Annotated in this window: 9 protein-coding genes; 6 read left to right on the top strand and 3 right to left on the bottom strand. The window is 33.3% G+C overall.

What is annotated here, in order from left to right:
* Window positions 1-68 precede the first annotated feature (68 nt).
* Window positions 69-932 carry a glycosyltransferase family 2 protein gene (locus GM3709_RS03870; RefSeq protein WP_066116466.1) on the top strand — a complete coding sequence of 288 codons (864 nt, stop codon included), beginning with the start codon at window positions 69-71 and terminating at the stop codon, window positions 930-932.
* A 64-nt stretch (window positions 933-996) separates the two neighbouring features.
* On the opposite strand, the gene GM3709_RS03865 is transcribed toward GM3709_RS03870, so the two are convergent.
* Together GM3709_RS03865 and GM3709_RS03860 are read right to left on the bottom strand one after the other, a co-directional pair.
* Window positions 997-2,424: a lipopolysaccharide biosynthesis protein gene (locus GM3709_RS03865; RefSeq protein ID WP_066116464.1), complete on the bottom strand. Its 1,428-nt coding sequence runs from the start codon at window positions 2,422-2,424 to the stop codon at window positions 997-999.
* A complete protein-coding gene (locus tag GM3709_RS03860) occupies window positions 2,414-2,992 on the bottom strand; it encodes a hypothetical protein (RefSeq protein ID WP_197671862.1) in 579 nt (192 codons plus the stop codon). Before GM3709_RS03860 ends, GM3709_RS03865 begins: the two co-directional genes overlap by 11 nt.
* Window positions 2,993-3,125: 133 nt before the next feature.
* Between GM3709_RS03860 and GM3709_RS03855 the strand changes: the two genes are divergently transcribed.
* From GM3709_RS03855 to GM3709_RS03845, 3 genes are all read left to right on the top strand, one after another.
* Window positions 3,126-3,857, top strand: a complete 732-nt coding sequence (locus GM3709_RS03855) for a polysaccharide deacetylase family protein (RefSeq protein WP_066116461.1) — start codon at window positions 3,126-3,128, stop codon at window positions 3,855-3,857.
* A gap of 2 nt (window positions 3,858-3,859) precedes the next feature.
* Window positions 3,860-5,074 (top strand): glycosyltransferase family 4 protein, encoded by a 1,215-nt coding sequence (locus tag GM3709_RS03850; RefSeq protein ID WP_066116459.1) that lies wholly within the window; start codon window positions 3,860-3,862, stop codon window positions 5,072-5,074.
* A gap of 86 nt (window positions 5,075-5,160) precedes the next feature.
* Window positions 5,161-6,588, top strand: coding sequence for an NAD(P)/FAD-dependent oxidoreductase (locus tag GM3709_RS03845; protein WP_066116457.1), 1,428 nt, complete (start codon window positions 5,161-5,163; stop codon window positions 6,586-6,588).
* Between the two features lie 50 nt (window positions 6,589-6,638).
* Here the strand turns inward: GM3709_RS03845 and lepA are convergent, their stop codons facing one another.
* Complete coding sequence (lepA, locus tag GM3709_RS03840) at window positions 6,639-8,447, bottom strand: translation elongation factor 4 (RefSeq protein ID WP_066116456.1); 1,809 nt, start codon at window positions 8,445-8,447, stop codon at window positions 6,639-6,641.
* A 140-nt stretch (window positions 8,448-8,587) separates the two neighbouring features.
* Between lepA and GM3709_RS03835 the strand changes: the two genes are divergently transcribed.
* Together GM3709_RS03835 and pruA are read left to right on the top strand one after the other, a co-directional pair.
* Complete coding sequence (locus GM3709_RS03835; protein WP_231937612.1) at window positions 8,588-9,346, top strand: bifunctional 2-polyprenyl-6-hydroxyphenol methylase/3-demethylubiquinol 3-O-methyltransferase UbiG; 759 nt, start codon at window positions 8,588-8,590, stop codon at window positions 9,344-9,346.
* 419 nt (window positions 9,347-9,765) lie between these two features.
* Window positions 9,766-12,771, top strand: coding sequence for an L-glutamate gamma-semialdehyde dehydrogenase (gene pruA, locus GM3709_RS03830; protein WP_066116452.1), 3,006 nt, complete (start codon window positions 9,766-9,768; stop codon window positions 12,769-12,771).
* Window positions 12,772-12,889 lie beyond the last annotated feature (118 nt).

The following is a 12,889-nucleotide window of genomic DNA, read 5'->3' as shown; positions in this document are numbered from 1 at the left end:
TTGTTTTATCTGAATTTATCATAACCAATAAAAGATTCAGATTCTATTAAAAAACTCCCTAAAATTTTATGTATCAAATTTCGATCGTTATTCCTACTTATAATCGTCCTGAAAAATTAAAAAATTGTCTTCAATCCTTAACTAAATTAGACTATAATAAAAACTCATTTGAGGTAATTGTAGTTGATGATGGTAGTCCTCAATCTTTAGAATCAATTATTAGTTATTTTCAACCTCTAATTAACTTAAAATGTATTCAACAAAAAAATTTAGGGCCTGCGACAGCAAGGAATAAAGGAGTATCTCAAGCCCAAGGGGAATATATGGCTTTTACCGATGATGATTGTGAAGTAACTCCTTTATGGTTGTCTATTTTTGCTGATGGTTTTGCCCAAAATCCTGATGCAATATTAGGAGGATTTATTATTAATAAACTTAAGGAAAATATTTATTCAGAAGCTAGTCAAAAATTAGTTGATTATCTTTATAGTTATTATAATGCAATTCCTGAGCAATCTAAGTTTTTTACCTCCAATAACTTTGCTATTTCTAAAATAATTTTTCAAAAAATAGGAGGTTTTAATACCACTTTTCCCTTAGCGGCGGCTGAAGATAGGGAATTATGCGATCGACTTTATTCTCAAGGTTATAAAATGATATACTTACCAAAAGCTCAAGTAGAACATTCTCATTATTTAACCTTAAAAACTTTTTGGCAACAACATATCAATTATGGAAAAGGAGCAAAACATTTTCACTATATTAAAGCAAAAAAAGATTTACAAACTATAAAAATAGAGCCGATTAATTTTTATTTTAATCTTTTAATATTTCCCATTAAAAGTGATTTTGAAATCAAAAATATTAAAATAATGATACTATTTATTCTTTCTCAATGGGCTAATTTAATTGGATTTGTGAGCAAGTTTTGAACCAATAGAAATCAAAGAAAATTGTTAATCTTAAAATGGCATTGTCATTTTACAGTATCTTTAGTTATTGACGTATATCCTTAAAAGATAGAGTAAAATTATTAAATTCTCCCCATAGTAAAAGAATAATAAAACTAATTATAGTTAGAAACATTAATTTGATAATCAGAAAAAATCCAGAAAATGGAAACATAAAGGCGATAAGTATAACGACAACAGAAACTAAACTACTACGAATAAATGTTAATAGTGGAGGTGAAACTCCTGAAAATTGATAAACTACGATAAATCCAATACAACAAGCAATAATGGAAATCACAAGATGAATAATTGATGCACCAAAAGAGCCATACTTCGGTATTAACCACCAATATCCCAAAAAAGCCAAAAAAGGCATTGGTAAGGCGATCAGGAACGTCCATTTAGGCTTATTTAAACCAATGAGAATGGAAATAATCACGGCAATCATCATTGAACTAATAGAGCTAAAAATTAGTACTGATAGTATAGGTGCAGCACGATCGAAAGTATTACCAAATAAAAAAGATAGAATTTCTGATGAACAAACAGAGATGATTCCTGCTAGGGGAAGGTGATAAAAACCGATCTTAAAGGTATTGCGAATAAATTGTTTGGTTGATATAATTTGTTGGTCTTGATAGATACGAGTTAAGGTTGTGATGGTTATTGGTACAAGAGCAGGTACGATAAATTGTCCGAGTAATGCTATATTTTGTGCTGAGGCGTATAAACCTATTTCTTCTAAACTGCCTCCTAAAATTTTGAGGGCGAATAAGTCTAATTTTTCATCTATTCTCAAACATAAAGTGGCGATAAATAAAGGAACAGCATAATTCAAAAGTTTTTGAAACTGAAAATCAGCAACTCCGAATAAAGAAGGGCGTACATATTGCCGACTAATCCATAGATCTAAGATTATGGCGATCAAACCACCCATAATTGCACCAGTGACAGACATTCCTAATTCGACTAAGAAGATAATTAAAAACATTCGACTTAGCCATCTTACGCTAATTGCCATCGCACGAGGATTAAAATTTCCTATTCCTTCGAGGATATTTTGATGAAGTTGTGCCAAATTAAAAAGGGGTATTTCTAAGGCAAATAGGTATAATAATGGTTTAAGAGAAGGTTCGTGCATCAACTCACTAATCCAAGGAGTAAGCAAAATTAGACAAGAAAAGATAGCAAGACTAAAACTTAATTGAATTTTGAGAATACCATTAGCGATGAATTGCCATGATTGACTCTGAGAAATGAGCTTAACAGTAGTATTAGAAAAAATAGAATCCATTATCCATTCAATCCAAGCAATTAAGCCTGAAGCTAGGGCAAATAATCCATAACCATCCGGTCCAATTTTACGCAGAAGAAATGCTATGGTAATAAATCCTGTCGGAAAAAATAATAACTCTGCAACGGAAACCCAAATGGTACTAGAGACTAAGGAGGATTTCGGCTCATTTTCCATAAATTAGTAGGGTTTTATATTGCTCAAAAAGATGAATTTTTTTCTGTGATTCTAAGTCTTCAATAATTAGTTTTGTTTGCTCCCATCCTAAAGATTTTGTGTAAAATAAAATTTTACCATCGTCATTGAGTCGATTCAGAAAAAGATTAACTAGAGATCGATCGTTCTGATGAATAAAATTAGCTTCTTCAGGTAAATAAAACTCTCCAACATGAAATAATGAGATTAAATCAAACTTGGGTAAAGATTTTTCAGTGAGAGTATATATATTTCCATAAAATACTTTGTAATACTTCGCCAAATTACGATCGTGCTTACACAATTTTATATAAGCGTCATGTTCTTTAACACAAGCAGTAATAGCAAAAATTTCATTGGGTTTGTCAAACTTTTGATTTTCTATTCCTAATAGATGATGATAACCCGTACCAAAATGAAAGACACTTTGACTGTAAATCTGTTTTTTTTGTAAATATTCGACTAATTCTCCATCGCAAGGACAAATATCCAGTTGTAGTTTCCATAAACCTCTTTGTGTATAATATTGAAATCCGACGGTTTGGGGCATTGACGGAGGCTTTCCACTCAAAAAATAGATAGTTTTAGCGAGAAATCGATTGCGAAGAATTAAATTGATAATTTTTTCCTTATTTTCCATCAATTTTATAATAAAAAAACTCTAATTTATACTTTCACTAAATATGGCTAAATGGTTGCCCATTTTGACTTTTCATAGAATTGATGAACATTATAATCCGATTTGTTATAATCTTTCGCTGTTTGAATCTGCTATCACCAAGTTATGGGAAATGAATTACACGACTATTAGTCTTGAAAAAGCAGTGAATTGTCTCAAAACAAAGAAAGAGTTTCCTAATAAGTCTGTAGTGATTACTTTTGATGACGGCGATCGCACTGTTTACACTCAAGCATTGGTAATTTTACAAAAATTTCAGATGACAGCCACGATTTTTTTAACTGTAGATTATATTGGCTCAACCTTTGAAAATCGTCAAATGTTAAACTGGCAGGAAATTCGACAAATGCAAAATCTAGGTATGAACTTTGGTGCGCATACTCTTACTCATCCTGATTTAACCAGTTTATCCTTATCAAAAATAAAAGAAGAAGTTTATCAATCAAAAAGTTCGATCGAAGATAATTTAGGTGTTTCGGTAACGTCTTTTGCTTATCCTTATGGGAATTATAATTCATTAACGAAACAAATAGTTCAACAATATTTTACCTGTGCTTGTTCCACAAAATTAGCACCTCTCAACCTTAACAGTGATTTATATTCTTTAGAAAGAATTGATACCTATTATTTAAGAAGTAAATTTTTATTTAACCTACTATTTAATAATTTATTTCCAGCATATTTAGAATTAAGAAGAATACCTCGAAATCTCCGTGAGTTACTGAAAATTAAATAATTATGAATACTCAAAAATCCTTGCGTTTTTGTTTCATTACAACTTTTTATCCACCTTATAATTTTGGCGGAGACGGTATTTTTGTTCAACGATTAGCCCATGAATTAGCAACTAGAGGACATTCTGTTGATATAATTCACTGTGTTGATGCTTATAAGTTATTAACTAATCAATTACCTGATAATAATAATATTAGTGATAATTTTCAAAAAAATATAACTATTCATTCTCTTATTAGTAATGTTGGTAATTTATCTCCTTTATTAACTCATCAAACAGGATTTCCTTGGTTTAAAATCCATCACATTAACAAAATACTCGCTCAAGGATTTGATGTTATTCACTATCATAATATTTCCCTGGTGGGTGGAGCAAAAATTTTTGAATATGGAAATGCTATTAAACTATACACCATGCACGAATATTGGTTAATTTGTCCGACTCATACATTATTCAAATTCAATCATACTGTTTGTGAGCAACCCAACTGTTTTACTTGTTGTTTAAGTTACCGAATACCTCCACAGTTATGGCGCTATACTAATTTATTGAAGAATACCATTAAAAAAGTTGATATATTTATTTCTCCTTCTCATTTTGCCATTGAAAAGCATAAAGAAAGAGGTTTTATTCCCCCAATTCACTACTTACCAAATTTTGTTCCTGAAGATCAAGACTACTGTTTAAATTCAGTTATGGTGAGAAAGCCTTATTTTTTATTTGTTGGCAGATTAGAAAAACTTAAGGGATTACAGACTTTAATTCCCCTATTTATTAACCATCCTCATCTATATCTGGTAATTGCTGGTACTGGTAATTATGAAGATAAACTGAAAAAACTAGCCAAAAAAGTTGATAATATTCAATTTATGGGTAATCAATCCCGTGAAAATCTTAAAAATTTGTATCGAAATGCGATCGCACTTATTGTACCATCAGTCAATTTCGAATCCGCACCACCTTTAGTTATTTTAGAGGCTTTTCAACAAAAAACTCCCGTAATCGTGAGAAACTTAGGTTCTATGCCAGAAATAATCCGAGAAAGTGAAGGAGGCTTTATCTATAACAATGATATGGAATTAATCACTGCTATTAACCTACTTTTAGACAATAGACAATTTCGAGATGAAATAGGAATAAAAGGCTTTTCTGCGTATTCAGAAAAATGGACTGGAAAAGCTCATATTCAAAAATATTTTGATTTAATTAATCAATAATCTGTGAATAATAAAAACTAAATTAACAACAAAAAATTATCTAATTCATGATATAAAATAATATTATGTTAATCTTATAGAAATAAATGAAAATAATTTCGGAAAATATTATTATAATTGGTGCAGGTCCTGCCGGTTTAACTTGTGCCTATGAATTAATAAAAAATAACCTTAAACCGATAGTTGTAGAACAAGCAAATTTAGTGGGAGGAATATCTCGGACTGAAATTTATCAAGGTTATCATTTTGATATTGGAGGTCATCGTTTCTATACTAAAGTAACAGAAATAGAAGAATTATGGCACGAAGTTTTAGGAGATAATTTTATCAAAGTATCTCGTTTATCACGTATTTATTATAAAGGCAAATTTTTTGATTATCCTTTATCCTTTAAAAGTACTTTAACAAATTTAGGTATTATTGAAAGTGCTTTAATTCTCTGGAGTTATTTAAAAACTAAATTAATATTTTTTGAAAAAAAAAAAGAACCAGAAACGTTTGAAGATTGGGTAATTGATTGTTTTGGAGAGAGATTATATTATACTTTTTTTAAGACTTATACAGAAAAAGTTTGGGGAATTCCCTGTAATCAAATTCAAGCTGAATGGGCGAAACAAAGAATAAAAGGAATGTCTTTAAAAGAGGCAATAATTAATATTTTCTTTGGTAAAAGTAAAGCTAAAAGTTTAATAAATCAATTTAATTATCCCATACTAGGACCAGGAATGATGTGGGAAACATTTACAAAAGCGATCGAAAATAGAGAAGGAAAAGTACAATTAAATAGTAAAATAATTAAAATAAATAGGAAAGACAGAAAAATATTATCAATTGAAGTAGAGCAAAAAGGAGAAATAAATACTATCAATGGAGAACATTTTATCTCTAGTATGCCTTTAACAAAATTGTTAAGTATAATTGAACCAAAACCACCAAAAAATGTTTTAGAAGTAGCAAATAAATTAAACTATCGAGATTTTTTGATTGTTGCTTTAATTATTGATGCAGAAGATTTATTTCCCGATAATTGGATATATATTCATGACCAAAATTTTAGAGTAGGTAGGATTCAGAATTTTAAAAATTGGAGTCCAAAAATGGTACCTGATTCAACTAAAACTTGTTTAGGAATGGAATATTTTTGCTCAGAAGGTGATGATTTATGGAATTTATCTAACTCAGAATTAATACAATTAGCAACCCAAGAATTAAAAGAATTAGGATTATTAAAATATAATTTAGTTGAAGGGGGTACGGTGTTACGTCAGAAAAAAGCCTATCCTGTTTATGACCAAAATTATTATCAATATTTAACAATAATTAAAGATTATTTAGGCACTTTTGAAAATTTACAAACTATTGGTAGAAATGGAATGCACCGTTACAATAATCAAGATCATTCCATGTTAACAGGATTATTAGCGGCCAAAAACATCTTGGGAGAAAAACATGACTTATGGGAAGTTAATACTGAGCGTTCTTATTACGAAGAATTTACTAAAATTAAAAAATGATTTAGGAAGCCTTATTATATCAAAATAAATTGTTAATTGTTAACTGTTAATTAATTATCAAGTTTTAAAACGGCCATAAATGCAGATTGAGGTACATCAACAGTACCGATCGATTTCATCCGTTTTTTACCTTTTGCCTGTTTCTGTAAAAGTTTTTTCTTACGACTAATATCACCACCATAACATTTTGCTAAAACGTCTTTTCTAAGGGCAGGAATATGTTCACTAGCGATAACTTTTGCACCGATCGAGGCTTGAATAGGCACTTTAAATTGATGACGTGGAATCAATTCTTTTAGCTTTTCCGTCAAAGCTCGTCCAACATGATAGGCTTTATCTCGATGTACAATCATTGCTAAAGCATCTACGGGATCTTTATTTACCAGAATATCTAAGCGAATTAAAGGATTTTCTCGAAACCCAATTAATTGATATTCCATACTAGCATAACCCCTCGATCGAGATTTTAATTGATCAAAAAAGTCTGTTACCACTTCTGCCAAAGGTAATTCATAGATTAAATTCGTGCGGTTCATGGTAAAGTACTTCATATCTACAAATACTCCCCTCCGTCCTTGGCACAATTCCATTAAAGTACCAACATAATTCTCAGGGGTAATCATTTCTACCTTGATATAAGGTTCTTCTATTTTTGTCCGTTTTTGAGGATCAGGTAAAGCACTGGGATTATCAATTTCGATGACTTCTCCATCAGTAGTAGTAACTCGATAAACCACAGAAGGAGCAGTGATAATTAGATCTAAATTATACTCTCTTTCCAAACGCTCTTGGACAATCTCCATGTGCAATAAACCTAAGAAACCACAACGAAAACCAAAACCCATAGCACTAGAGGTTTCAGGCTCAAAAGACAAGGCCGCATCATTTAATTTTAACTTCTCTAAAGCGTCTTTCAAGTCTCCATATTGATCTGCATCGATCGGAAATAACCCACAAAATACCATCGGTTTGGCTTCAGTATAACCGGGCAATGCCTCAGAAGCTGGTTTATTAACCAGAGTAATGGTATCTCCTACCCTTGCATCTCCTACGGCTTTAATGGCGGCGGCTAAATATCCTACTTCTCCTGCGTGTAATTCATCTACCTGTACTTGGGTGGGAGATAATACTCCTACCTCATCCAGCTCATATTGTTTTCCTGATGCCATTAACAAGATTCGATCGCCTTTTTTTATACTACCGTCCATAACACGAAAGTAAACAACTACTCCACGATAAGGATCATAATAACTATCAAAAATCAACGCTCGTAGAGGTTTATGGGTGGTGTCTTCTGGAGGTGGTACTTTTTCAATAATGGACTCTAAAATATCATCAATACCTAATCCGGCTTTAGCTGAAGCATGGATTATGTTACGACAATCTAAACCGACAACATCTTCAATTTCTTTAATAACTCGTTCTGGTTCAGCACTGGGCAAATCAATTTTATTTAAAACGGGGATAATCTCTAAATTATTATCTAACGCTAAATAAACATTAGCCAGAGTTTGAGCTTCTACTCCCTGAGACGCATCTACTACCAATAATGCCCCCTCACAGGCAGCCAACGATCGAGATACTTCATAGGAAAAATCAACGTGCCCCGGAGTGTCAATCAAATTTAACACATAATCTTGACCATCTCTAGCCTTATAATTCATTCGGGCGGCTTGAAGTTTGATGGTGATACCTCTTTCTCGCTCTAAATCCATATTATCAAGGAATTGAGCTTTCATATCTCGATCTCCCACAGTGCCTGTTACCTGTAACAAACGGTCTGCTAAAGTAGATTTACCGTGATCAATATGGGCAATAATGGAAAAGTTGCGCAGTCGTTTAACGGGAACGTCAGTCATAAATTTTATTTTCTCAAAACTCAGCAATGCAAAATTAACGTTTCTTAACTTATTTTAATATCTATGTAGAAAATTCGCCTAAAAATTCTCAAAGTTTTATCAGCGCTTGACCAATCTAAATTGACTGGTGAGGGTAAGCAATGTACAATTACCAATTATCAATTACCAATTATCAATTATCAATGACACCTAGTGAATTATCCCAAGAAGTAGCAAAAATTAAATATTGGCATCATCATTTTGATTTTGGTTCAGGAATAGAAACAAAAGAGGGAAAAGAAGGTCAATTTTGTCGTAAATTTCAGCAATGGATTTTAAGTGGGATTCCCGAAGATTTGAGTAATAAAACAGTTTTAGATATTGGAGCATGGGACGGATTTTATTCATTTTCTGCTGAAAAAAGAGGTGCGAAAAGAGTTTTAGCAACAGATTCTTTTATCTGGGAACAAAGAGAATTATACGGTTTAGATCATAATTTTTGGCGAGATTTTGGAGCGGGAAAACAAGGTTTTGAATTGGCAAGAAAAATTTTTAATTCCCAAGTAGAAGATTATAATATTGATGTTTTAGATCTCGATCGAGAAAAAATAGGTACTTTTGATGTGGTGTTTTTTTTAGGAGTTTTATATCATATGAAATATCCTCTTTTTGCTCTTGAAAAAGTAAGAAGTGTGACCAAAGAATTATTAGTTTTAGAAACCCATATTAGTTTATTATTTAGTTTATTTCCTCAACCTTTAATGCGATTTTATCCCACAAATGAATTAAGTAAAGATGTTACAAATTGGACAGGACCAAATATCGCTTTAGTTAAATCATGGTTATTAACAGCAGGATTCAAAAAAGCAGAATTAGTAAAATGGCGTAAAGATAGAGCAATTTTTCACGGATGGTGTTAAATAATGAAATGTAAATTGATAATTGACAATTGATTCATTTAAGGTTTAAAGCCTCCCCCTTTTGAATGGGAAAAAAATCATAAAAAGTTGACCTTTTCTAATTCAATTTTCTTCCCTTTTAACCAGAGGTAACAGTTCATTGTTGAAAAATCTATAATTTAACCAGTTTAAACATATTTTAACTTAACAAAAAAATTAGTTTTTTTCTAGGAATACAAGCAAAATTATTGTCTTAAATAATTAATTTTTGATAGTTGTTTCAGTTTAATAATCCCTAACATCAAACTGAGCCACTTCTCGATTTGACTTGTTTAAATGTGATATAATAGTAAAGCAAAACATTATGCAAAATAAGCATTAAAGCACCTAAAAACAAAGCAAAATTAGGGCTATTTTATTATATTTATTAGGTAATTTTTATGGTAGCTTCAGCTAATCCCATCTCGTCATACGAAAATACAACACAAGCGATCGCAAAGGAATTAATCCAAGCCACAAGACAGAAAGGTAATATTTTCAGTCAGTTAAAAGAACAAATGCAGTTCGATGATAAACTCATGGGGTGGACTATGAGTAACCCCGGACTACGGGTACAGTTGTTTAGATTCATTGATGCGTTACCTGCATTAAGAAGTAAGAGCGAAATTGCTAGACATTTACAACAATATTTAACCACCGAAGAAGTTGAGTTACCAGACGCGCTCAAAGGCATTCTTAATTTTACCGAACCTAATTCTCCCCCCGCTCAAATTGCTTCTGCTACTATCACTAAAGCAGTGGAAACCCTAGCTTATAAGTATATCTCAGGGGAAACTATCAAAGAAGTGATTAAAGCAGTAGAAAGGATGCGTAAGGAGAAAATGTGTTTTTCCATCGACTTGTTAGGGGAGGCGGTTATTACCGAAGTTGAAGCAGAATCTTACTTACAAAACTACCTTAATTTAATCACTCAATTAAGTGAGCAAGCTCAAAAATGGTCAAATATTTCCGAAATTGATACCGCAGATGGTGAAAATCTCCCGAAAGTGCAAGTATCTGTCAAGTTAACTGCATTTTACTCCCAATTTGACCCGATCGATCCTGAAGGTGGTAAATTGAAAGTGTGCGATCGAATCCGTACTTTATTAAGACACGCTCAAAATTATGGTACTGCGGTACATTTCGATATTGAACAATATACTTATAAAGATGTGGTTGTCTCCATTTTGCAAGAGTTATTAATGGAGGAAGAATTTAAGACTCGCACTGATATTGGCGTTACTTTACAAGCCTATTTGCGTGACTCAGAGAAAGACTTACAAAGTTGGATTAATTGGGCAAAAAGACGGGGTAATCCGATCACCATTCGCTTAGTTAAAGGAGCATATTGGGATCAAGAAACCATTAAATCTCTACAAAATCACTGGAATCAACCTGTATTTAATGATAAAGCAGAAACAGACCTTAATTATGAAAAATTAACTCGTCTTCTCCTCGAAAATCACTCGTATTTAAACGCCGCCATTGCTTCTCATAATGTCCGTACTCAGGCAAATGCGATCGCTATTGCAGAAACTTTAAAGATTCCAAAAAAACGCTTTGAATGTCAGATACTTTACGGCATGGGAGAAACTTTAGCTAAGGCGATCGTCAAAAGAGGGCATCGAGTAAGAGTTTATGCACCCTATGGGCAACTTTTGCCGGGGATGGCTTATCTTATCCGCCGTTTACTAGAAAATACTGCTAATAGCTCCTTTTTACGTCAAAATGCAGAAGAAAAACCCATTGAGGAATTAGTCGCACCACCTCAAGTTTCCCCTATTTCTAAGGAGGAATTAACTACTGATGTTGTTTCCTCACTTTCTAAGCAGAAGGTTTTTCAAGGCTCCCCTGACACCGATTATGGCCGTGAAACAAACCTCATTAAAGCCCGACAAGCGTTGACTATAGTACACAATCAGCTAGGTAAAACTTACTTACCCTTGATTAACGGTAACTATGTCGAAACTGAAAGTTATATTGATTCCGTGAACCCTTCTAACCCTTCGGAAGTCGTGGGAAAAATTGGCTTAATTTCTCTTTCTCAAGCAGACGAAGCGATGAATAGTGCCAAATCAGCTTTTAAAACATGGAGTAAAACCCCAGCAAAACAACGGGCAGATATTTTACGCAAAGCTGCCGACATTATGGAAGCTAAACGCCATGAATTAACCGCTTGGATGTGCTATGAAGTTGGTAAAATCTTAAAAGAAGGTGATCCTGAAGTCTCAGAAGCGATCGATTTTTGTCGTTACTACGCTGATGAAATGGAAAGGCTCGATCGAGGCTATAATTATGATGTGGCTGGAGAGAACGATCGATATTTTTATCAACCTCGTGGTATTGCTTTAATTGTATCCCCTTGGAATTTTCCCTTTGCAATTTCCACAGGTATGACAGTCGCCGCCTTAGTTACGGGTAATTGTGCTTTATTAAAACCTGCCGCCACCAGTACCGTAATTGGAGCAAAAATAGCTGAAATTTTAACAGAAGCGGGGATTCCTGCGGGAGTTTTCCAGTATATACCTGGTAAAGGTTCAGTTGTGGGAGATTATCTCGTCAAACATCCTGATATTCATTTAATCGCCTTCACAGGCTCAAGGGAAGTTGGTTGTCAAATTTATGCTGATGCGGCCATATTGCAACCCAAACAACGCCATCTTAAACGAGTTATTGCAGAAATGGGCGGTAAAAATGCCATTATCATTGATGAAAGTGCCGATTTAGATCAAGGTGTGGCTGGAGTGGTACAATCTGCTTTCGGTTTTAGTGGTCAAAAATGTTCTGCTTGTTCAAGAGTAATAGTTTTAAGTTCAGTATATGATAGTTTTGTTGATCGTTTAGTCGAAGCAGTAAAATCTCTCAACGTAGGTGAAGCCAAGAATCCTAGCACAAAAGTAGGCCCTGTTATCGATGGCACTGCTCAAGCTCGTATTTTAGAGTATATCGAGAAAGGCAAACAAGAGGGCAAATTAGCGATTCAAGTGCCGACTCCTGAAAATGGTTATTTTGTCCCTCCCACTGTTTTTATTGATATTTCACCTAATGCTACCATCGCCCAAGAGGAAATTTTTGGGCCTGTACTCGCAGTAATTAAAGCTAACAATTTCGATGAAGCCTTAGACATTGCCAATGGCACAGATTACGCTCTTACGGGGGGTTTATATTCTCGTACTCCTATTCATATCGATCGAGCTTACAAAGAGTTTGAAGTAGGCAACCTTTATATTAATCGAGGTATTACAGGGGCGATCGTGTCACGACAACCCTTTGGCGGTTTTAAACTCTCTGGAGTTGGTTCAAAAGCAGGAGGCCCTGATTACCTGTTACAATTTTTAGAGCCGAGAGTTGTTACTGAAAATATCCAACGTCAAGGTTTTGCACCGATCGAAGGGGTTGATAATTAGGCTTTGCTGAAAAAATTTTTTGGTGAGGATAGGAGTTAGGAATTGGGAGAAATACTTATAAATCAAGAACTCAATCTTTGTATTAATGATAAATACAGAAATATTAAGAAATTTGTCA

Source organism: Geminocystis sp. NIES-3709, assembly GCF_001548115.1.
Taxonomy (GTDB): Bacteria; Cyanobacteriota; Cyanobacteriia; order Cyanobacteriales; family Cyanobacteriaceae; genus Geminocystis.
Note: the sequence above shows the minus strand (reverse complement) of the source record. Positions and strands in the feature narration are given on the sequence as shown.